The organism is Micromonospora sp. NPDC047548, from assembly GCF_040642975.1.
Taxonomy (GTDB): domain Bacteria; phylum Actinomycetota; class Actinomycetes; order Mycobacteriales; family Micromonosporaceae; genus Micromonospora.
In genome coordinates, this window is the sequence record NZ_JBEYTI010000002.1 from 279,277 (window position 1) to 300,736 (window position 21,460).

Annotated in this window: 18 protein-coding genes and 1 pseudogene; 9 read left to right on the top strand and 10 right to left on the bottom strand. The window is 73.1% G+C overall.

The window, feature by feature from the left end; all coding sequences use genetic code 11:
* Nucleotide 1: 1 nt before the first annotated feature.
* Nucleotides 2-931: an NAD(+)/NADH kinase gene (locus tag ABZ807_RS03120; protein ID WP_357152028.1), complete on the top strand. Its 930-nt coding sequence runs from the start codon at nucleotides 2-4 to the stop codon at nucleotides 929-931.
* On the opposite strand, the gene pgm is transcribed toward ABZ807_RS03120, so the two are convergent.
* Together pgm and glgC are read right to left on the bottom strand one after the other, a co-directional pair.
* Nucleotides 900-2,561, bottom strand: coding sequence for a phosphoglucomutase (alpha-D-glucose-1,6-bisphosphate-dependent) (gene pgm, locus ABZ807_RS03125; protein ID WP_357152031.1), 1,662 nt, complete (start codon nucleotides 2,559-2,561; stop codon nucleotides 900-902). The genes ABZ807_RS03120 and pgm overlap by 32 nt on opposite strands.
* 67 nt (nucleotides 2,562-2,628) lie before the next feature.
* Nucleotides 2,629-3,861, bottom strand: coding sequence for a glucose-1-phosphate adenylyltransferase (glgC, locus tag ABZ807_RS03130; RefSeq protein WP_357152034.1), 1,233 nt, complete (start codon nucleotides 3,859-3,861; stop codon nucleotides 2,629-2,631).
* Nucleotides 3,862-3,933: 72 nt separating this feature from the next.
* Between glgC and glgA the strand changes: the two genes are divergently transcribed.
* Nucleotides 3,934-5,136: a glycogen synthase gene (gene glgA / locus ABZ807_RS03135; protein WP_357152036.1), complete on the top strand. Its 1,203-nt coding sequence runs from the start codon at nucleotides 3,934-3,936 to the stop codon at nucleotides 5,134-5,136.
* A 42-nt stretch (nucleotides 5,137-5,178) separates the two neighbouring features.
* Here the strand turns inward: glgA and ABZ807_RS03140 are convergent, their stop codons facing one another.
* Complete coding sequence (locus ABZ807_RS03140) at nucleotides 5,179-5,634, bottom strand: type II toxin-antitoxin system VapC family toxin (protein WP_357152038.1); 456 nt, start codon at nucleotides 5,632-5,634, stop codon at nucleotides 5,179-5,181.
* On the bottom strand, nucleotides 5,624-5,863 hold the full coding sequence (locus tag ABZ807_RS03145) for an AbrB/MazE/SpoVT family DNA-binding domain-containing protein (protein WP_357152040.1): 240 nt from the start codon (nucleotides 5,861-5,863) through the stop codon (nucleotides 5,624-5,626). Before ABZ807_RS03145 ends, ABZ807_RS03140 begins: the two co-directional genes overlap by 11 nt.
* Nucleotides 5,864-6,020: 157 nt before the next feature.
* Here ABZ807_RS03145 and ABZ807_RS03150 point away from each other — a divergent pair, with 157 nt between their 5' ends.
* Together ABZ807_RS03150 and glgB are read left to right on the top strand one after the other, a co-directional pair.
* Nucleotides 6,021-8,054, top strand: a complete 2,034-nt coding sequence (locus ABZ807_RS03150) for a maltotransferase domain-containing protein (RefSeq protein ID WP_357152042.1) — start codon at nucleotides 6,021-6,023, stop codon at nucleotides 8,052-8,054.
* A complete protein-coding gene (gene glgB / locus ABZ807_RS03155) occupies nucleotides 8,042-10,144 on the top strand; it encodes a 1,4-alpha-glucan branching protein GlgB (RefSeq protein WP_357152044.1) in 2,103 nt (700 codons plus the stop codon). The genes ABZ807_RS03150 and glgB overlap by 13 nt, the downstream gene beginning before the upstream one ends.
* A 12-nt stretch (nucleotides 10,145-10,156) precedes the next feature.
* Here glgB and ABZ807_RS03160 read toward each other — a convergent pair whose 3' ends face one another.
* The 3 genes from ABZ807_RS03160 to ABZ807_RS03170 all read right to left on the bottom strand — a co-directional run bounded on the left by ABZ807_RS03160 (nucleotide 10,157) and on the right by ABZ807_RS03170 (nucleotide 12,561).
* The gene (locus tag ABZ807_RS03160) at nucleotides 10,157-10,384 is read right to left on the bottom strand and encodes a hypothetical protein (RefSeq protein WP_357152046.1); all 228 of its coding nucleotides are present in this window, start codon (nucleotides 10,382-10,384) and stop codon (nucleotides 10,157-10,159) included.
* 344 nt (nucleotides 10,385-10,728) lie between these two features.
* Entirely contained in the window at nucleotides 10,729-11,301 is a 573-nt protein-coding gene (locus ABZ807_RS03165) for a DUF6346 domain-containing protein (protein ID WP_357152048.1), read from the bottom strand.
* Between the two features lie 219 nt (nucleotides 11,302-11,520).
* Nucleotides 11,521-12,561 carry a phosphatase domain-containing protein gene (locus ABZ807_RS03170; RefSeq protein WP_357152050.1) on the bottom strand — a complete coding sequence of 347 codons (1,041 nt, stop codon included), beginning with the start codon at nucleotides 12,559-12,561 and terminating at the stop codon, nucleotides 11,521-11,523.
* Nucleotides 12,562-12,680: 119 nt separating this feature from the next.
* Between ABZ807_RS03170 and ABZ807_RS03175 the strand changes: the two genes are divergently transcribed.
* The 4 genes from ABZ807_RS03175 (at nucleotide 12,681) to ABZ807_RS03190 (ending at nucleotide 16,899) form a co-directional block, all read left to right on the top strand.
* Complete coding sequence (locus ABZ807_RS03175) at nucleotides 12,681-14,303, top strand: hypothetical protein (RefSeq protein ID WP_357152053.1); 1,623 nt, start codon at nucleotides 12,681-12,683, stop codon at nucleotides 14,301-14,303.
* Between the two features lie 22 nt (nucleotides 14,304-14,325).
* The gene (gene yaaA, locus ABZ807_RS03180; RefSeq protein ID WP_357152056.1) at nucleotides 14,326-15,123 is read left to right on the top strand and encodes a peroxide stress protein YaaA; all 798 of its coding nucleotides are present in this window, start codon (nucleotides 14,326-14,328) and stop codon (nucleotides 15,121-15,123) included.
* 99 nt (nucleotides 15,124-15,222) lie between these two features.
* Nucleotides 15,223-15,876 (top strand): hypothetical protein, encoded by a 654-nt coding sequence (locus tag ABZ807_RS03185; protein ID WP_357152059.1) that lies wholly within the window; start codon nucleotides 15,223-15,225, stop codon nucleotides 15,874-15,876.
* A 108-nt stretch (nucleotides 15,877-15,984) separates the two neighbouring features.
* Entirely contained in the window at nucleotides 15,985-16,899 is a 915-nt protein-coding gene (locus tag ABZ807_RS03190; protein ID WP_357152250.1) for a TAXI family TRAP transporter solute-binding subunit, read from the top strand.
* A gap of 209 nt (nucleotides 16,900-17,108) precedes the next feature.
* Here the strand turns inward: ABZ807_RS03190 and ABZ807_RS03195 are convergent.
* Both ABZ807_RS03195 and ABZ807_RS03200 read right to left on the bottom strand, forming a co-directional pair.
* A pseudogene (locus ABZ807_RS03195) lies at nucleotides 17,109-18,467 on the bottom strand (HAMP domain-containing sensor histidine kinase); the annotation flags it as partial.
* A gap of 10 nt (nucleotides 18,468-18,477) precedes the next feature.
* Nucleotides 18,478-19,134: a response regulator transcription factor gene (locus ABZ807_RS03200; RefSeq protein ID WP_357152062.1), complete on the bottom strand. Its 657-nt coding sequence runs from the start codon at nucleotides 19,132-19,134 to the stop codon at nucleotides 18,478-18,480.
* Nucleotides 19,135-19,267: 133 nt separating this feature from the next.
* Here ABZ807_RS03200 and ABZ807_RS03205 point away from each other — a divergent pair, with 133 nt between their 5' ends.
* Nucleotides 19,268-19,606, top strand: a complete 339-nt coding sequence (locus tag ABZ807_RS03205) for a DUF952 domain-containing protein (protein ID WP_357152064.1) — start codon at nucleotides 19,268-19,270, stop codon at nucleotides 19,604-19,606.
* A 58-nt stretch (nucleotides 19,607-19,664) separates the two neighbouring features.
* On the opposite strand, the gene ABZ807_RS03210 is transcribed toward ABZ807_RS03205, so the two are convergent.
* Nucleotides 19,665-21,422: a CDP-glycerol glycerophosphotransferase family protein gene (locus ABZ807_RS03210; RefSeq protein ID WP_357152066.1), complete on the bottom strand. Its 1,758-nt coding sequence runs from the start codon at nucleotides 21,420-21,422 to the stop codon at nucleotides 19,665-19,667.
* Nucleotides 21,423-21,460: the final 38 nt, after the last annotated feature.

Sequence of the window (21,460 nt, forward strand, 5' to 3'; positions counted from 1 at the left end):
CATGGACCCGATCCGGCTCGGGCTGGTGCTGCATCCCACCCGGGACGTGTCTCCGGTGGTGGACACCATCGTCGACTGGGCCACCTGGCACCCCAGCGCCTTGGCGGTGCGCGCCGAGGACCGGCACCGGGTGCCGACCGCCGTCGAGCCGGTGCCGGCGGACGATCTTGTCACCCGCTCCGATGCCCTGATCAGCATCGGCGGGGACGGCACCATGCTGGGCGCGCTGCGCTCGGCCGTGCGCACCCCGAAGCCGGTGCTGGGGGTGCACCTGGGCCGGTTCGGCTTCCTGATCGAGGTGGAACCCCCCGACCTGCCGGCCGCGCTGGACCGGCTCGCCGCCCACGAGTTCACCGTCGAGTCGCACGCCTGCCTGGCCTGCGACGTCTGCGGGGACGACGTGGTGGCGTTCAACGACATGGCCCTGGTCCGGCAGCCCGGGTCCGGCTTCGTCTCCGCCACCCTCGCCGTGGACGGCCAGCGGTACGGCTACTACCGCTGCGACGCGCTGGTGGTCAGCACCCCGACCGGATCGACCGCGTACAGCTATGCGGCCGGCGGGCCGCTGGTCTCCCCCGCCACCGACGCGGTGGTGGTGACCCCCTCCGCGCCGATGGCCGGCATCTCCCGCGCGGTGGTGCTCTCCCCCGACGAGACGATCCGGCTGGAACTCAGCCCGGGGTCCGCGCCGGTCGCCGTGGAGATGGACGGCCTGATCATCCGGAACGCCGCGACCGAGGGCGCGGTGCAGGTGCGCTACCGCCGCGACGCCGGCCTGGTCGTCCGCCTGGACCCGCACCGCTACCAGGAGCGCAACCAGCTCAAGCTGACCCTGCTGGACCTGCCGCTGCTCCCCGAGCAGCTCCGCGAACTGCTCCCCGACGGCCTGCGCGAGAAGGTCAGTCGCCACGAGCTACCCCCACCCCGTTGAGCACCCCGTCGACCAGCGCCTTGGCCTCCTGCTGGATCCGGGCCAGGTGCTCCGGGCCCCTGAACGACTCGGCGTAGATCTTGTAGACGTCCTCGGTGCCCGACGGCCGCGCGGCGAACCAGCCCGACTCCGTGGTCACCTTCAGCCCGCCGATGGCGGCGCCGTTGCCGGGCGCGGTGGTGAGCGTCGCGGTGATCGGCTCGCCGGCCAGTTCGGTGGCGCCCACCTGATCCGGGGAGAGCTTGCCCAGCACGGCCTTCTGCTCCCGGGTGGCCGGGGCGTCGATCCGGGCGTAGGCGGGGGCGCCGAAGCGCTCGGTGAGCTCGGTGTAGTGCTGGCTGGGCGTCCGCCCGGTGGTGGCGATGATCTCCGAGGCGAGCAGGCAGAGCAGGATGCCGTCCTTGTCGGTGGTCCAGGTGCTCCCGTCGCGGCGCAGGAAGGATGCGCCGGCGCTCTCCTCGCCGCCGAAGCCGACCGCGCCGTCGAGCAGCCCGGGCACGAACCACTTGAAGCCCACCGGCACCTCCAGCAACGGACGCCCCAGGTCGGCCGCGATCCGGTCGATCATCGAGGAGGAGACCAGCGTCTTGCCGACCGCCGCCGCCGGGCCCCACTGCGACCGGGTGCGGAACAGGTGGCCGATCGCCACCGCCAGGTAGTGGTTGGGGTTCATCAGGCCGCCGTCGGGGGTGACGATGCCGTGCCGGTCGGCGTCGGCGTCGTTGCCGGTGGAGACCTGGTAGTCGGCGCGGGCGGCGATCAGCGAGGCCATCGCGTTCGGCGAGGAGCAGTCCATCCGGATCTTGCCGTCGCCGTCCAGGGTCATGAAGCGCCAGGTCGGGTCGACCGTCGGGTTGATCACGGTCAGGTCCAGGCGGTGCCGCTCGGCGATCTCCCCCCAGTACGCGACGCTGGCCCCGCCGAGCGGGTCGGCGCCGATGCGCACCCCCGCGGCGCGGATGGCGTCGACGTCGATCGCGGCGGGCAGGTCGTCGACGTAGCCGGCGAGGAAGTCGTACTCCCCGGTGGTGTCGGCGGCGCGGGCCCGGGCGTACGGGATCCGCCGGACCTCCTTGAGGCCGGCGGCGAGGATCGCGTTGGCCCGGTCCTGGATCCACTTCGTGACGTCGGCGTCGGCGGGCCCGCCGTGGGTGGGGTTGTACTTGAACCCGCCGTCGTCGGGCGGGTTGTGCGACGGGGTGATGACGATGCCGTCGGCCAGGCCGCTGGTGCGCCCCCGGTTGTGGGTGAGCACGGCGTGCGAGAGCGCCGGCGTGGGGGTGTAGCCGTCGCGGCTGTCCAGCAGCACGGTGACGCCGTTGGCGGCGAGCACCTCCAGCGCGTCCACCGCGGCGGGGGCGGACAGCGCGTGGGTGTCCCGGGCGAGGAAGAGCGGCCCGTCCAGGCCCTGCTCCCGGCGGTGGTCGCAGAGCGCCTGGGTGACCGCGAGGATGTGGTCGGAGTTGAAGGCGTTGCGCAGGCTGGAGCCGCGGTGCCCGGACGTGCCGAAGGAGACCTGCTGCGCCGGGTCGTCGGGATCCGGGTGCTCGGCGTAGTAGGCGGTCACCAGCCGCGGCACGTCCACCAGGTCGGCGGGCTCGGCGGGCTGTCCGGCACGGGGATGGGCCACGGCTGCAACCTCCAAGGGCGGTACGGACGCTCATTGCTTCCCGGCCGCGGCCGGGATCACACCTGGTTCACGGCTCGACGCGCTGCCCCTTGCCGACCACCACGATGCCGTTGTCGGAGACGGTGTAGCGCTGCCGGTCCTTCTCCAGGTCGACGCCGATCTCCGCACCCTCGGGCACGAAGACGTTCTTGTCCAGGATGGCCCTGCGCACGACCGCGTGCCGGCCGATCTCGACGCCCTCCATCAGCACCGCGCCGTCGACGTGCGCCCAGGAGTGGACCTTCACCTTCGGCGAGACGACCGAGTTCTCCACCAGCGAGCCGGAGACCACCGCGCCGGGTGAGACCATCGAGCCGACCGCCCGGCCGACCCGCTCGCCCCACTGGTGGACGAACTTCGCCGGCGGGTACGGCGGCTGGTTGCTGTAGATCGGCCAGTCGAAGTTGTAGAGGTTGAACACCGGGTGCACGTTGATCAGATCCATGTGGGCGTCGTAGAACGAGTCCAGGGTCCCCACGTCCCGCCAGTAGCCGCGGTCCCGGTCGGTGCTGCCCGGCACCTCGTTGTCCTTGAAGTCGTAGACGTTGGCCTCGCCCCGCTCGACCAGCATCGGGATGATGCTGCCACCCATGTCGTGCTTGCTGGTCTTGTCCTCCGCGTCCCGCTCGACCGCCTCGCAGAGCGCCCCGGTGTTGAAGACGTAGTTGCCCATCGAGGCGTAGATCTGGTCGGGGGCGTCGGGGAGGCCGATCGCGTCGGTGGGCTTCTCGCGGAACGCCCGGATCCGCCGGCCGTCCTCGCCGACCTCGATCACCCCGAACTGGTCGGCCATCGACAGCGGCTGCCGGATGCCGGCCACGGTCACCCCGGCGCCGGAGGCGATGTGGTCGTCCACCATCTGCCGGGGGTCCATCCGGTAGATGTGGTCGGCGCCGAAGACGATCACGTGGTCCGGCTGCTCGTCGTTGATCAGGTTGAAGCTCTGGTAAATCGCGTCGGCGGAACCGGCGAACCACCACGGGCCACGGCGCTGCTGCGCCGGCACCGGCGTGACGTAGTTGCCGAGCATCGTCGACATCCGCCAGGTCTGGGTGATGTGCCGGTCCAGCGAGTGGGACTTGTACTGGGTCAGCACGACGATCTTGAGAAAGCCGGCATTCGCCAGGTTGGACAGGACGAAGTCGACCATGCGGTACATCCCGCCGAACGGAACGCCCGGCTTGGCCCGGTCCGTGGTGAGCGGCATCAGGCGCTTGCCCTCTCCGCCGGCCAGGACGATCGCGAGCACCTTGGCAGCCATGTACCGACGCTATCCATCCCGCTGCGACTTCACCACTCGTACGGGCACAGTTCTGCACTAGGGTGCGGGGGCATGACGGAATCGGCACGGCTGCGCGTGGATCTGCTGACCCGGGAGTATCCGCCGGAGGTGTACGGCGGCGCCGGGGTGCACGTCGAGTACCTCGCCCGGGAGCTGCGCCGACTCGCCGACGTGCGGGTGCACTGCTTCGGCGCGCCGCGCACCGAGCCGGGCGTCACCGCGTACGCCGAACCGGCCGGCCTGGCCGGCGCGAACGCCGCGCTGCGCACCATGGGCGTCGACCTGGAGATGGCCGCGGGCTGCGCCGGCACCGACGTGGTGCACAGCCACACCTGGTACGCCAACCTCGCCGGGCACACCGCGAAGCTGCTGCACGGCGTGCCGCACGTGGTGACCGCGCACAGCCTGGAGCCGTTGCGGCCGTGGAAGGCCGAGCAGCTCGGCGGCGGATACGCCCTCTCCTCCTGGTGTGAGCGGACAGCTGTGGAGGCGGCCGACGCGGTCGTCGCGGTCAGCGAGGGGATGCGGCGGGACGTGCTGACCGCCTACCCGGCGGTCGACCCGGACCGGGTCCGGGTGGTCTACAACGGCATCGACACCGCCCAGTACGCCCCGGACCCCGCGACCGACGTGCTGGACCGGCTCGGCATGGACCCTGACCGGCCGAGCGTGGTCTACGTCGGCCGGATCACGAAGCAGAAGGGACTGCCCTACCTGCTGCGGGCGGCCCGGTCGCTGCCGGCGGACACCCAGTTGGTGCTGCTCGCCGGCGCGCCGGACACCCCGGAGATCGCCGCCGAGGTGGAGGGTCTGGTCGCCGAGCTGCGGGCGACCCGCTCGGGCGTGGTGTGGGTGGCCGAGATGCTGCCCAAGCACGAGGTGATCCAGGTGCTCACCCACGCGACGATCTTCGTCTGCCCGTCGGTGTACGAGCCGATGGGGATCGTCAACCTGGAGGCGATGGCCTGCGAGACGGCGGTGGTGGCCACCGCCACCGGCGGCATCCCCGAGGTGGTGGCCAACGGCGAGACCGGGCTGCTGGTGCCGATCGAGCAGGCGACCGACGGCAGCGGACGCCCGCTGGACCCGGAGCGTTTCGTCGCCGACCTGGCGGCGGCGATCAACGAGCTGCTGGCCGACCCGGCGCGCACCACCGAACTCGGTCAGGCCGGCCGGCGGCGGGCGGTGGAACACTTCTCCTGGGACGCCATCGCCGCCCGCACCCTCGATATCTACCGCTCCCTGCTGGGGTAGGGAAGGGCCGCGCCTGCAGAGCCTGGACCTGATGTGTGGCAGTCAGTCGCTTGGCGTGATCAGGGTCAAGGCTGGGAAGTACGTGCGGTACCGCGCACCGTCGCGGGTAAGAAGGTTGTACCGACACACCGCCGCGTGCGCTCCGATGTAGAAGTCGGCGATGGGTGATCGCTTCACGCCGCCCAATCTGCGGTACCGCGCGGATGCCTTGCCGGCGAGGAACCCTGCCGGATAGGGCAGTTCCTCGCGGAGGAAGTCCCCGGCGGGCAGCGCCTCGTCCAACTCCTCAATGCGGGCGAAACGCACCGACACTTCAGCGTAGACGATGGGATTGATCACCAGGCTGCCCGCGTCACGGGCTTCAGCGAGGGCAGTTTCGGACCACTCCGCCCACTTCGGGTCCTCGGTCAGGATGTCCAACAGCACATTGGTGTCGACCAGGGTCGTGACCGCGTCCGGCGAGCGCGGCGGTAGGGCGCGAAGCCGCTCACTCCCCACGCAGCAACTCCATCAACTCATCGGTGGACATGTGCTCGGTCTCCTTCGCGCCACCCCGACCCCGCATGTGGCGTACGAGGCGCTGCCCCCGGGTGTCGGCACCGTGCACTCGGACGATGCGGAGGGCTCCACCCTCCTCAACCACATCCACCTCATCGCCCTCGTGCAGGCCATACCGGGCCCGCAGGGCCGCTGGGATGGTGACCTGACCCTTGCTGTTCAATCGCATGCCGCGCCTCCGTGTCACGTAACACAAACGATACGCGACACCTCCGGTCACGCCTCATTCCGATACCACCACTTCCGGGAGGACCTCAGCGGGAGAGCGGGCCGCGAAGGGGACTCTCGACCGCGCGCGAGGCGATCTCGCACAGTAGGTTGGCGGAGTGAGCGGACGGTTCCCGATCGAAGACGTCTCCCCCGTCGTCTCCTGCGGTCGCTACCCGGCCAAGGCGGTGGTCGACGAACTGGTGTCGGTGTCGGCCCGCGCCTACCGGGAGGGGCACGATGCGCTGGGCTGCAACGTGGTCTGGCTCGGCCCGGACGGCGCGGCGCGGCCCTTCACCCGGATGCGCCCCGGCGAGCCGGGGCAGGACCGCTGGCACGCCATCATCCGTCCGGACGCCGTCGGCGCCTGGGCGTTCGCCGTGGAGGCGTTCCAGGACCCGTACCTGACCTGGCAGAACGCGGTGACCAAGAAGGTGGCCGCCGGTCAGGGCCCGGCCGAGCTGGCCAACGACCTGGCCGAGGGGGCCCGGGTGCTGGACGCCGCCGTGCAGCTGGTCCCGGCCGGTCACCGCAAGCGGGTCCGCGCGGCGGCGAAAGCGCTGCGCGACGGGAAGCTGGCGCTGCCCCGGCGGGTGGCCCCGGCACTGGAGCTGGCCGACCTGCTCTGGGACCACCCGGTCCGGGAACTGGTCACCACCGGCGAGGAGCATCAGCTCTGGGTGGACCGCCCCCGCGCGCTCTTCTCCGCCTGGTACGAGTTCTTCCCCCGGTCCGAGGGCGCGATCCCGGCCACCGCCGACGCGCCGGCCCGCTCGGGCACCTTCGTCACCGCGACGGACCGGCTCCCCGGCGTCGCGGCGATGGGCTTCGACGTGCTCTACCTGCCGCCGATCCACCCGATCGGCCGGGTCAACCGCAAGGGCCGCAACAACTCGCTGACCGCCGGGCCCGACGACGTGGGCTCGCCGTGGGCGATCGGCGCCGCCGAGGGCGGCCACGACGCCATCCACCCCGACCTGGGTACGCCGGAGGACTTCCGCGACTTCGTCGCCGCCGCCGCCGAGCAGGGCCTGGAGGTGGCGATGGACCTGGCGTTGCAGTGCGCGCCGGACCACCCCTGGGTGACCGAGCACCCGGAGTGGTTCACCACCCGGGCCGACGGCAGCATCGCGTACGCGGAGAACCCGCCGAAGAAGTACCAGGACATCTACCCGCTGAACTTCGACAACGACCCGGAGGGGATCCGGGCCGAGGTGCTGCGGGTGGTGCTGCACTGGGTCGGCGAGGGGATCCGGATCTTCCGGGTCGACAACCCGCACACCAAGCCGGTCGACTTCTGGCACTGGCTGATCGCCGAGATCAAGGAGGTCGACCCGGACGTGCTCTTCCTCGCCGAGGCGTTCACCCGGCCGGCGATCATGCACGGGCTCGGCAAGATCGGCTTCACCCAGTCCTACACGTACTTCACCTGGCGCACGTCGGCGGCCGAGATGCGGGCGTACTGCGAGGAACTGGTCGCCGCGGCCGACTACATGCGGCCGAACTTCTGGCCCAACACGCCGGACATCCTGCACGAGTCGTTGCAGCACGGCGGGCCGCCGATGTTCAAGATCCGCGCGGTGCTGGCCGCGCTGCTCTCCCCCTCCTGGGGCGTGTACGCCGGGTTCGAGCTCTTCGAACACGTCGCCCGCCCCGGCGCCGAGGAGTACCTGGACAACGAGAAGTTCGAGCTGCGCCCCCGGGACTGGGCCGGCGCGCAGGCGCAGGGCCGCTCGCTGGCGCCGTTCCTCGCCACCCTCAACCGGGTACGCCGCGACAACCCGGCCCTGCACCGGTTGCGCAACCTGCGCTTCCATGACATCGACAACCCGGCCCTGCTCTGCTGGTCCAAACACGACCCGGGCAGCGGCAACACCGTCATCGTGGTCTGCTCGTTCGACTCCCGCACGGTGCAGTGGGGCAACACGACGCTGGACATGCCGGCCCTCGGCTTCGACTGGAACGAGCGGTTCACCGCGCACGACGAGCTGACCGGCGCCAGCTACGAGTGGGGCCAGCACAACGCCGTCCGCCTCGACCCGTACCTTCAGCCCGCGCACGTGTTGTCGGTGCGGCGACGCCCGGCCGCCCCCACCGAACCACCGCCCGCCCCGACCGCTCCCGTTCCGGAGGACGCGCGATGGACCAGCTGATCGCCGGCGCGACGCACGACCCGCACGCCCTGCTCGGCGCGCACCCGGCCGACGGCTGGACCACGATCCGCGCGATGCGCCGGGGCGCCGGCGACGTGCTGCTGCTGGTGGGCGACGAGCGGCACCCGATGCAGCGGGTGCACGACGTCGGGGTCTTCGAGACCCGCGTCGAGGGCACCGTGCTCGACTACCGGATCGAGGCCGACGGGCGCACCACGGACGACCCGTACCGCTACCCGCCGACCGTCGGCGAGCTGGACCTGCACCTGATCGGCGAGGGACGCCACGAGCGGCTCTGGGAGGCGCTCGGCGCCCGGGTCCTCGACGAGGGCGTGGCGTTCTCGGTGTGGGCGCCCAACGCCCGTGGGGTGCGGGTGATCGGCGACTTCACCGGCTGGGGCCCGGACGACGGCTGGCCGATGCGCTCGCTCGGCTCCAGCGGCGTGTGGGAGATCTTCGTGCCGGAGGCGCGGGCCGGCGCCCGCTACAAGTACCGCGTCCTCGGCGCCGACGGGCAGTGGCGGGACAAGGCCGACCCGCTCGCCGCGTACGCGGAGGTGCCGCCGGCCACGGCCTCGGTGGTGCACCACTCGACGTACGAGTGGTCGGACGCCGCCTGGCTGGAGCGGCGGGCGCGGCGACAGCCGCACCAGGAGCCGATGAGCGTGTACGAGGTGCACCTCGGCTCCTGGCGGCCCGGCCTGGGCTACCGGGAGCTGGCCGAGCAGCTGACCGCGTACGTCACCGAGATGGGCTTCACCCACGTGGAGTTCCTGCCGGTGATGGAGCACCCGTTCGGCGGTTCCTGGGGTTACCAGGTCACCGGCTACTACGCGCCGACCTCCCGCTTCGGCAACCCGGACGACTTCCGCCACCTGGTCGACCGGCTCCACGGCGCCGGCATCGGGGTGATCCTGGACTGGGTGCCGGCGCACTTCCCCAAGGACGAGTGGGCCCTCGCGCGGTTCGACGGCACCCCGCTGTACGAGCACCCGGACCCGCGGCGCGGCGAGCACCCCGACTGGGGCACGTACGTCTTCGACTTCGGCCGCCGCGAGGTGCGCAACTTCCTGGTCGCCAACGCGCTCTACTGGTGCGAGGAGTTCCACGTCGACGGCCTGCGGGTGGACGCGGTCGCGTCGATGCTCTACCTGGACTACTCGCGCGAGGAGGGGCAGTGGGCCCCGAACGTGCGCGGCGGCCGGGAGAACCTGGAGGCGATCGCTTTCATGCAGGAGGTCAACGCCACCGTCTACAAGCACCACGCCGGGGTGGTGATGGTCGCCGAGGAGTCCACCGCCTGGCCCGGGGTGACCCGGCCGACCGCCGACGGCGGGCTCGGCTTCGGGTTCAAGTGGAACATGGGCTGGATGCACGACACCCTGCTCTACACCTCCAAGGACCCGATCTACCGGCAGCACCACCACCATCAGCTCACCTTCTCCCTGGCGTACGCCTGGAGCGAGAACTTCGTGCTGCCGATCAGCCACGACGAGGTGGTGCACGGCAAGGGTTCGCTCGCCGGCAAGATGCCCGGCGACACCTGGCAGCGGCTGGCCAACGTGCGGGCGCTGCTGGCGTACATGTGGGCGCACCCGGGCAAGCAGCTGCTCTTCATGGGCTGCGAGCTGGCCGACGACCGGGAGTGGAGCGAGGAACGCGGCCTCGACTGGCACCTGACGCACGACCCGGCCCGGGCCGGCGTGCAGCGCCTCGTCGGGGACCTCAACGCGGTCTACCAGGCCACGCCCGCGCTCTGGGCGCAGGACACCGATCCGGCCGGCTTCCGCTGGATCGCCGGGGACGACGTCGCCCACAACACCGTCTCGTTCGTCCGGATCGCCCCCGACGGCGCGACCCTGGTCTGCGTGGCGAACTTCTCCGCCCTGCCGCTCGAGGACTACCGGGTCGGTCTGCCGGCCGGCGGCACCTGGACCGAGGTGATCAACACCGACGCGCACCACTACGGCGGGTCGGGGGTGGGGAACCTGGGCGCGGTGCGCGCCCAGGACGTGCCGTGGCACGGGATGGCGGCGTCGGTGGCGCTGCGGGTGCCGCCGCTGGGCGTGCTCTGGCTCCGCCGAGACTGAGCCGACCCAGGGTCAGGCGAAGGCGAGCGCTGCACAGATTCCCAGGACGACGAGCACGGCGACGACGTTGAGGATCATCACCGCGGAGTAGCCGGCGGATTTCTGCTCACCGGGAGCACCGAGCGCACCGCGGGCGAGAGTGATCGTGGGGGCCATGTACTCCAGGGCGACCTCGCCCCCTTGGTCGACGCTGATCTCGCGGGTGGCTCGTCCCGCCCTCCTCGGCAGGACGTACGGCACCCACACCTCGAGCCGGTGCTGTCCCGGTCGACAGCAATACTGTGCCGGCCCCAGCCGGCAACCCCGATGTCGACGCCGTCCAGCCTCACACGAGGCGTGGTGGCGCCGTAGAGAAAAGTAGCCGCGGGGTGGCGCAGCGTGAGAGTCAGAGTCGTTCGCCGATCGGACCGGCCTGCATTGCCCACCCAGAACCCCACGTTTTCGACGGCACCATGTCGGGACCACCAGTCCCGTGCCCGGACTGCGACCGTAGCGCAAGCACTTCGTCAGGAACATCCCCGGCGAGCACCGGTGGAGGAGGGCCGCTCCGCGGCCCTCCTCCACCGGTCAATTGCAGTGCAGTGTCAGGTCTTCCCCTTTTTGTTGCGGTTGTGCCAGGCGTAGTACGCCGGGACTCCGATCACTCCCCGCAACAGGGCGAACCCACTTCCGACGATCAGGATCAGGACCGTGGTGACCCTGAGGATGCCCAAGATCGACAGGGCAAGGGCCCAGATACGCGGCACCGGGCGCCCGTATCGGCAATCGGAGTGGTTCTCCTCGTAGCACACTTCACGGAACTCGATCGAGTTACCCCGATCATCTGGGGTGACAACCGAGTGCTCGACCACGGTGTCGACCTCGCGGCCATCGTGGGTCCGGACCGTCACCGCGCAGTGCCACCAGTAGCCGAGGCCATCACCGCTCACTGGCCCGACCCGCTGACACTCCCGAACCTCCGCCTCGGCCGGCTGCTCGGCAGGAGTGGGCTTCACCGCACCGGTGCCTCGGTAGAAGCTCGCCAGTGTGTCGAAGACCAGGAGCGAGACGACGATGCCGGCGATGAGTGCGACCGCCGTCGCGAACTGTGTGACGCGGCCCCAGAAAGGCCCGCGCCGCTCGTATGCAGCGATCTGCTCGCGTTGAATCTCCGCCATCCGGTCCGGACCCGTGTCGTTCAGCTGAACCCACCTCCCAGCATCGGACCGATCGTATTCTCCGGTTTGAACTGCCAGCCCTTCTGCACGTACCGGTGGATGGGCCGGTCGTGGCGCGAGCCGCGATCGGCCCCTCCCGCGTGCGGTCGACGGAACGCCGGGCGACCGGCATGGCCCGGCTCGACGGCCGACCGGCGGCGCGGCCGGCCGCCGGTACCGTCAGACCAGGCCCGCTTCCCGCAGCAGCTGCCAGAGCCCGGCGCCGTCCGGGGCGGAGAGCCACTTCTGCCCCACCGGCCCGGCCGAGGGGCGGTCGTGCGGGACGGGCAGGCTGCCGGCGAGGACCGACTGGGTCGGGGACAGCCGGCGGATCGCCACCCCGGCCACGCTGTCCGGGTGGGCGGCGGCGAATTCGCGGTAGATCTCCTGGTCGTGCTGCCCGTCGTCGCCGATCAGCAGCCACCGCACGTCGGGGAACTCCCGGGCCAGCCGGGCCAGGGTGGCCCGCTTGTGCTCCCGGCCGCTGCGGAACCACCGGTCGGCGGTCGGGCCCCAGCCGGTGAGCAGCAGCGGACCGGCCGGGTAGAGGTGCCGGGACAGAAACCGGGTCAGCGTCGGCGCGACGTTCCACGCGCCGGTGGAGAGGTAGAAGACCGGCGCGCCCGGGTGCGCGGTGGCCAGCCGCTCGTAGAGCACCGCCATGCCGGGCACCGCGGCCCGGGCGTGCTCGTCCAGGACGAAGGTGTTCCAGGCGGCCAGCAGCGGCCGGGGCAGCGCGGTCACCATGACCGTGTCGTCGATGTCGGAGAGGATGCCGAACCGGACCTCCGGGTCGAGCACCCGGACCAGGGCCTCGGCCGGCTCCGCGTCGGCGACGCTGAGGCGTACCGAGGACCAGCCGGGGGTGAAGTCGCCCTCGACGAGGGTGTCGACGAATCCGCTCCGGTCGGCGTACGTCTCGTGGGTCGCCCCACCCGCCTCGATGGTCACCTTGACATGCTTCGCCGGCAGGGTGGTGAAGCTGCGCCAGCCGCGGACCTTCTCCAGCCGCCCCCGCTGCCGGGTGTCCGGGCGGCCGAGCAGCACCCGGCAGAGCACCCGCGCCCAGCCCGGCGCGCCGTAGCCCGCGTACGCGACGATGTTGACCTGCCAGCCGGTGCGGCGCAGCCGACGCTCCACCAGCTGGTGCACGGCGTCCTCGATCCGTGCGGCCCGGTGCAGGTTCGGTACGGCCAGCTGGCCCGCGGGAGTGGGTGGCACGCTGCAACCCTGCCACACCTCGCCCGAGGCGGCCACGCGAGATGTGCCCGGCTCCGCAGATCCGCCCCGGGCGTCCGGTACGGCGTGAAACACTCCAATCGGGGACGGCGACGGGGGCGTTGGTCGTGTCGACACCAGGACCGCAGCACGGCGCGGGGCGTCCGCGGCTCGACCGGCCGGCGCTCGTCGCGCTGCTGCTCGGGGTGGCCGGGGTGGGTTACCGCCTGGTGCTGACCCTGCTGACCGTGCCCGGCTCCAACAGCGACGAAGCCACCTTCGGCCTCGCCGCCGTGCACATCGCCGCCGGCCGGGAGCGCCCGGTTTTCCTGTACGGGCAGCACTACATGGGCATGGTCGAGGCGTACCTGGCGGCACCCCTGGTGGCGGTGGCCGGGCCGAGCTGGCCGGTGCTGCGGCTGCCGCTGCTGGGGCTCTACGCGCTCTTCCTGTGGCTGTCGTACCGGCTGACCCGTCGGCTCTACTCGCCCTGGTTCGCCACCTTCGTGGTGGGTCTGCTGGCACTCGGCACGGAACGGGTGGTGCGCGACCAGTTGACCGTGGTGGGCGGCCGGCCCGAGGTGAAACCGGCGGTGCTGGCGCTGCTGCTGATCGCCGTGGCGCTGGCCCAGGATCGGGTGCGGCACCGGTGGGCCGCATTCGGCCTGGCCGGACTGCTGGCCGGGCTGGCCCTCTGGTCGGACTGGCTGATCGTGCCGTACCTGGCGGTGGCCGGGCTGCTGCTGCTCTACGCGACCCGCCGGGAGCTGCTCGGCTGGCCGGGACTGCTGCTGCTGGCCGGGTTCGCCGTCGGGGTGGCGCCGATGGTCTGGGACAACCTGGTCGCCCCGCCCGGGATGGACTCGCTGTCGGTGCTGCGCCAGATCAGCGCCGGCGACGGCCCGACGCCGCCCTGGTCAGCGCGGCTGCGCGGCGGTCTGCTGGAGGGGGTGCCGCTGGCCACCGGGCTCTGCCCGGTCACCGGGTGCGCCCGCTGGCAGGAGTGGTTCGGCCTGCTCTACCCGGTGCTGCTGGCGGTCGCCGGGCTGCTCGCGCTGGTCGCGTACCGCCGGACCGCCGGCACGCCCACCGCCCGGCGGGTCCGGCCGGTCGCGCAGCTCACCCTGGTCGTCGGCGCGGCGCTGACCCTGCTCGCGTACGTCCGCAGTCCGCCCGCCGCGACCGACCCGCTGGGCAACGCCCGCTACCTGTCGGTGCTCCAGATCTCCCTGCCGGCGGTGCTCTGGCCGCTCTGGGCGGCGGCGGTGGCCTGCTGGCGGGGCACGGTCGGCGCGGCCGGCCGGCTGGTCGGGGCGACCGCGACCGCCGTGCTGGCCGGGCTGACCGCCGCCGCCGTGGTGGCCACCGGACTGTTCATCGCGGCGGTGGACACGCCCCGGGCCGAGGAGCGGCGGGCGCGCGAGCTGGCCGACGCGGTCCGCCGCACCGGGCTGCGCGAGGTGTACGGCGACTACTGGACCTGCAACCGGCTCACCTTCGCCACCGGCGAGCGGGTGGTCTGCGCGGTGCTCGACGGCGCGCTCGCCCCCGGGCAGAACCGCTACCAGCCATACTGGCGGCAGGTGGGCCTGGCCGAGCGCCCCGGGTACGTGCTGCAGGTCGGCTCCCCGGCGGAAAGTCGGCTGCGCCGCCTGCTCGGTGAGCGGGCCGACGCCGCCACCCTGGTCGAGGTCGCCGGCTATCGCGTGTACCACCCGGCGACCGCCGTGCGGCCGTGGCGCTGAGCCCGGCCCGTACGCTGGCGGCGTGCTGATCCTGCTGCCGCCCTCCGAGGGGAAGGCCGACGCCGGCACGGGCCGGCGGCTCGACCTGAACCGGCTCTCCCTGCCCGAGCTGACGCCCGCCCGGCAGGGGGTGCTGGCCGCGCTGATGGCGCTCGGCAGCGGCGGCGACGAGGCGGCGGCGCTGGCCGCGCTCGGGCTCAGCGCCGGCCAGCGGGGCGAGCTGGCCCGCAACGCGCGGCTGGACCGGGTGGCCACCGCACCGGCGGGGCAGGTCTACACCGGGGTGCTCTACGAGGCGCTCGACCTGGCCTCGCTCCCGGCCCCGGCACAGCGGGCGGCGCGCCGGACGGTGCTGATCAGCTCCGGCCTCTGGGGCGCGGTACGCCTCACCGACCGGATCCCGCCGTACCGCTGCCCGATCGGGGCGAAGCTGCCGGGGGTGGGGGCGCTGTCGGCGTACTGGCGGCAGGCGCTGCCCCCGGCGATGGCGGCGGCGGCCGGCGACGGCCCGGTGCTGGACCTGCGCTCCGGCGCGTACGCCGCCACCTGGACGCCGCGCGGCGAGCTGGCCGGCCGGACGGTGACGGTGCGGGTGCTGCACGAGCGGGAGACGGCCGCCGGGCCGACCCGGAGCGTGGTCAGCCACTTCAACAAGGCCACCAAGGGTCGCCTGGTCCGTGACCTGCTGGTGGCCGCCGCCCGGCCGCGCACCGCCGCCGGGCTGGTCACCGCGCTGCGTGACCTCAAGTACACGGTCGAGGAGCAGCCGACGCCGGCCGGGCGCCCCCGGCAGCTCGACATCGTGGTCACCGAACTCTGACGAGCCGCAAGATTTCCTCAAGGCTCGGCCGGATCGGTGGAGCCAGGCCGGCCGGCGGGTGACGGTATGGGGAACCCGACGCCGACAAGGAGCGGTCCGATGGCCCCGCAACCCACCCTGCTCGACCGGCCCCGCGTTCCGTCGTCCCCGCCGCCGATGGACTGGCTGACCCTGGCCGACGCGTTCGAGGTGGCCTGCCTGGTCCGCTGCACGCCCCCGCCAGCCGCGGGGCGCGGCGGCCCGGTCGAACCGTACCGGCCGGTGGCGGAGTTCAACCGGGAGGACGCCGCGCTGCGGATGCGGCAACTGCTCGACCGGCTGGACGTGCCGGTGGAGCACGAGGTGGTCAGCGGCGGCCTGCGCCGCCGGTTCGAGCTGCACCGCCTGCACATGCCCCTGAAACACCGGGCGGCGTACGCGGAGCTGCGCGAGTCGGGCTGGCGGCGGGGCCGCCAGGAGCTGCTGGGCGGGGCGGCCGCCGGCGCGTCGACGGCCCGGGCAGCCTGGCGGTCCCGGCTGGCCGCGGCGGCCTGGCGGTCGGCCCTGCTGGCCGGCGGGCGACACGTGCGCCGACACATCCTGGGGATCCGGTTGACCGACCGGGAGCTGGCCGCCGTGCTGATCCGTGGTGCGGCCCTGCTGGAGGTCCCGGCCCTGCTCCGGCCGGGCTCCGGCTGCTTCGTGGTCAGCGTGGCCGGCGGCCCGGACCAGCTCAGGATCATGGACCGCGCGGCGCTGACCCCGGCCCGCTGAGCCGGGTACCCCACCCGCCGGGCTTGCGCCCGGGGCGGTGCGCGGCGCACAGTGCTGCGCGTGAGCCGTTGCTGGTCTGTCCCCGGCCGGCGGCGTGCCGCCGCCCCGATGGCGCTGCTGATGCTGCTCGTCGTGTCGGCGGCCGGGCTCGGCGCCTGCCGGGACTCCCCGGCCGAGCCGATGCTGATCCGGATCGCCACCGGCAGCCCGACCGCCGTGTACCACGCCTTCGGGCAGTCGCTGGCCACCATCCTCAACCGCGAACTGCCCGGCGTGCGGGCCAGCGTGGTGGTCACCGCCGCCTCCGCGGAGAACGTGCGGCTGGTCGGCGCGGGTGCGGCCGAACTCGGGTTCACCCAGGCCGACGTGCTGCCCACCGGGCCGGCGTCGCGGCCGACAGTGCTCGCGGTGGCCCGGGTCTACGACGACCTCCTGCACCTGGTCACCACCGCCGGCGGCCCGGTCCGGACCGTCGCCGACCTGTACGGCCGGCGGGTGTCGGTGGGCGCGGCCGGCTCCGGCACCGAGGTCACCGCGACCCGGCTGCTGGAGGTCGCCCGGCTCGGCGGCGACCGGGTCCGCCAGGAACACCTCAACCTGGATGACTCGGTGGCCGCGCTGCGGGCCGGCGAGATCGACGCGTTCTTCTTCTCCGGCGGGCTGCCGGTGCGCGCGGTGCGCCAGCTGACGGCCGACTCGGCCACCCGGATCATCGACCTCGGCGAGTGGACCGAGCCGCTGCGCCGCAGCTACCGCGAGGTGTACGTGTCGCGGGACATCCCGCGCTCGGTGTACCACCTCGACCCGGTCACCACGGTGGCCAACCCGAACTACCTGATCGTCCGGGCGGACCTGCCGGAGCCGCTGGTCCGGGAGGTGACCCGGCTGCTGATGGAACGCCGGGCGGAACTGGCCGCGGCCCATCCGGCGGCCGGCCGGATGAGCCCCCGCTCGGCGATCGCCACCGCGCCGCTACCGCTGCACCCGGGGGCGGCCGACTGGTACCGCTCCGTCAAACCCTGACCGGATCAGGCCCCGGCCGGCGGCCCGTCGACGCCGACCGGTCCGCTGGTCCGGTCGGGACCCGCCGGCCCGGGCACCGTGGCGCCCGCCGGGGCCGGCGCCGGCGGTGCCGGCTGGTCGGCCGGGCCCGCCGGCCGGTCGCCGGCGGGGGCGCGGCCGTCGGGAGGCGGCGGCCCGGCCAGCGCACCGGTCGCCGTGCCGCCCCACGGCGCCGGGAACCACAGCTCCGCGACCAGGCCGCACGGGTCGCCCGCCCGCATGGTGAGCCGCCCGTCAGAGGCGTCCACCAGCACCGCGACGATGGTCAGCCCGAGCCCGGCACCCTCGATGTTCTGCGCGTCCGGTGCCCGCCAGAACCGCTCGGTGGCCTGATCCAGCTGGCCCGGGGTCATGCCCGGCCCGGTGTCGCGCACCTCCAGGGCGGTGCCGCCGTCGGCGTACCGGACGGTCACGGTGACCTCTCCCTGCGCCCCGCTGAACTTCACCGAGTTGTCGATCAGCGCGTCCAGAGCCTGGTCGACGGCGGTGGGCACGGTCCAGGCGTACGCCGGGCCGCTGGTGCGCAGCCGGAGGGTGACCGACCGGTGCCGGGCCAGCGGGTCCCACGCGGCGACCCGGGAGGCCGCGACCTCCGCCGCGTCCACCGTCACCCGCTGGTTCTCCTCCCGCTCCGCGCGGGCCAGGGTGAGCAGGGCGTCGAGCACCAGTGCCAGCCGGTCGGTCTCCTCCAGCGCGAGCTGGTGCTCGGCCCGACCCTCCGGGTCGGTCAGGCTCGGCCCCAGCTCCTCCACCCGCAGCCGCAGCGCGGTCAGCGGGTTACGCAGCTGGTGGCTGGCGTGGGCCACGAAGGCGCGCTGCCGGTCCATCACGTCGGAGACCGCGTCGGCCATGTTGTTGAAGCTGGCCGCGAGGCGGCGCAACTCGGGCGGCCCCAGCCGGTGCTGCACCCGCGCTCCCCGGTCGCCCTCGGCGATCTCGTGGGTCACCGCGTCCAGCTCGGTCACCGGCCGCAGCACCCAGCCGGCCAGCCCGAACGCGGTGGAGACGCAGGCCAGCACGGCGAGCAGGCCGATCCCGGCCAGCAGCAGCCACCAGACGGTCACCGTCCGGCGGACCTTGCCGGCCGGGGTGGCGGTGACCACCGCGCCGAGCACCTCGCCGCCGTCGTTGATCGGCACCGCGATCACCAGCGGGCCGTCCACCCACGGCCAGACCGCCTCCGGCTCGCTGAACTGCTGGCCCGCGAGCGCCGTGTCGCGCGCCGTCCTGGCGTCCGGGCCGACCCGCCAGCCCGGCGACACCACCACGGTACGACCGTCCCGGTCGACCACCGCCGCGCCGATGCCGTACAGCTCCTCGTAGGCGGCCAGTTCGCCGCTGAGCGGCCCGGGCATGCCGCCGCGCAGCGCCGGCCCGGCCAGCGAGGCGAACCGGGTCGCGTCGGCGAGCCGGTCGGCCCGCACCCGGTCGGTCTCCCGGGAGGCGAGGGTGGCCGCCAGCGGGGTCTCCAACGCCAGCAGCACCAGCACCATCAGCAGCAGATAGCTGATGACCAGTCGACGACGCACCTGCCGCCCCTCACTCGCCGCGGAGCCGGTAGCCGACCCCGCGCACGGTCTCCACCAGGCGGGGCTCGCCGAGCTTGCCCCGCAGCGAGCCCACGTGCACCTCGACGGTGTGCCGGTCGGCCCAGGTCGTGCCCCAGACGTCCAGCAGGATCCGGTCCCGGGGCACCGCGACGCCGGGCTGGCGGGCCAGCGAGAGCAGGATGTCGAACTCCTTGCGGGTCAGCGCCACCGGCCGGCCGTCGACGGTGACCGTACGGGCGGGGACGTCGATGCGCACCGCCCCGGCCTCGATCAGGTCCCGCTCCGGCACGGTGTGCGACGCGCGGCGCAGCACCGCCTCGATCCGCGCCTGGAGCTCCACCATCGAGAACGGCTTCACCACGTAGTCGTCGGCCCCCAGGCGCAGGCCGAGCACCCGGTCCCGCTCCTCGCCCCGGGCGGTCACCGCGATGATGCCCAGCTGGCTGCTGCGCCGGCGCAGTTCCCGGCAGACCTCGGTGCCGTCCCCGTCGGGCAGGGTCAGGTCCAGCAGCACCAGGTCGCAGGGGGCGGCGGAGAGCGCCGCGGCGACGGTGGCGGCGTGCTCGACCTCGTACCCGCGCCGGGTCAGCGCCGAGGAGAGGGCGGCGGCCACCCGTCGGTCGTCCTCGACCAGCAGGATGCGCACCGGTTACCCCCATTCGTCGTACGGATGACGTGCGAATGGTGGCAGAAGTACGCGACCGGCGGGAGGCCCGACCCGGCCATCCGATGCGGTCGACCGGCCCCGGGGCGGCTGGAACGGGCCGTACGCTGCCGTCATGATCTACAAACTGGTGACGATCGGCGACTGGGAACGAGCCGGCGTCGACGGGTGTGTCCCCGCCTCGGCCCTGGACCGCCAGGACGGGTTCCTGCACCTCTCGGCGGCGGACCAGATCGTGGAGACCGCCCGCCGGCACTACGCCGGCGCGACCGGGCTGGCCCTGCTCAGCGTCGACCCGCAGCGGCTCGGCGACGACCTGCGCTGGGAGCCGTCCCGGGACGGTGCCTGGTTCCCGCACCTGTACGGACAGCTGCCGCTGGAGGCGGTCACCGGCGTCGCGGAGCTGCCTGCGGATGTGCCCGCCGCCGAGGCGGTGGCCGCGCTGCTGGGCTGAACGCGCAGACGAAGGGGCCCGGGCGACCGTGTCGTCCCGGGCCCCTGGCGACGGTGGGTCAGCGGCAGAGCCGGCCGATCTCCTCCTGGAACCGCTCCATCGGGTTGGCCTCGGCCGGGCCGAGCAGGTAGGTCTTCAGCTCGCGCCGGGCCTCGGTCATCGGGTCGTCGCCGGCCCGGGTGAGCGCGAGGATCTTCTCCAGCTCGCCGCAGTCGACCGAGAGCAGGTACGCCGCGCGGGAGGTCGGAAATTCCCGCCGGAACTCGTCCTCGGGCAGCCCGCTCGGGTTGGCCACCACGTACGGCCGCTGGCTCTGCACGAAGTCGGAGACCACGCTGGAGACGTCGCTGATCAGCAGGTCGGTCTGGTTGAAACAGTCGAACAGCGCCGGGACGCGGCCGGTGACCACCCGGTGGCCGGGGCCGTCCAGCGAGGTCGCGTCGACGTCGCCGCCGGCCGCCCGGACCCGCGCCACGATCCGCTCGTGCGCGGCCTTGGCCTCGTTGGACCGGGAGCCGGTCAGCGGGTGCGGCTTGTAGATCAGGCGGACCGCGGGCGAGGTGGCCAGCAGCGCCTTGACGATCCGCTCCCCCATCAGCACCAGCGAGGTGTGGTACGGGTCGTCGTCCAGCCAGCCCTCCCAGGTGGGGGCGTAGAGGACGGTGAACGGCCGGGCCTCGGCCTGCGCGCCGAAGGTGTGCACGCCGGCGAGCTGCGGGCGTCCGATCTCGACGATGTCCTCGTCGCGTACGCCGACGCCGGCCCGGGCGTAGCGCTCCCGGCCGGCGAGGCCGGCGACCCACACCTCGTCGTACACCTTGCTGTAGGGGTTGACGCTGGCCTGCTTGTCGCTGTCGCCGTGACCGACGAAGAGGTGCTTCATGCCCGGCTCGCGGAGCATGTGGATGTTCGCGCCGACGTTCGCGGCGTAGAGCGTGGCGCGGACCGTGCCCAGTTCGAGGTTCATGAAGTCGACCCCGGCCGGTACGCAGACCACCGGCAGCCGGGTGTCGGCCAGCTCGAGAAAAGCCTCCTTGCTGCGCATCAGCACGATGCCGCGCTGGTCCAGCGCCTCGGTCGGGGCCAGCCACATGTTGGCCTGGTAGACGTCCTTGGCCGGGCCGGCGAAGTAGAGCGCCACCTCGGGCCGGTAGCTGTCCAGCCAGCGCTGGAGCACGGGCAGCACCGGGCTCTTGCCGGTGCCCCGGCCGCTCAGCCAGGTCAGCGCGATGAGCCCGCCGACCGCCGCGGCGATGACGGCCGCCACCGCGCCGGCGAAAAGGACCGGGGCGACGTCGTCCCGGACCGCGCTCACCGCGGCGGCCGGGATCAGCAGCACGTTGATCCCGGCCAGCGGCACGCCGGCAAGGTCGGAGGCCCACTGCGGCGCGCGCGGCGCGGACCGGATCGGGCCCAGTTCGATGTTGCGGACCAGCGCGGAGATCGGGTTCCGGCGGTCGATCATCGTGTTGAGCGCGCCGGAGAAGACCGCGATCACCCACACCGCGGCCGGCAGGAGCAGCAGCCAGGTCACCTCGGTCGTGGTCAGCCGGACCGTCGCGGCGACCAGCAGCACGGTGGCGAGGTCACGGCTGAGCTGGCGGTAGCCCCGGTTGAGGCCGACCTTCTCCAGCAGGATGTCCGACGGCGGCGACCATCGGGAGAGGGCGAACTCACCGACGACGGCGGCCAGCCCGGCCACAGCGAAGACGGGCACCCAGCCGAGGGCGCCCGCGACGAGCATGACCAGGTAGGAAAGCACCAGCAGCGCGCCACGGGCGGCGACGCCGATGCGTTCCAGTAACGTGCCGAACAAAGAGTACGCTCCCTATGAGATCGATGACGGGCGATGCC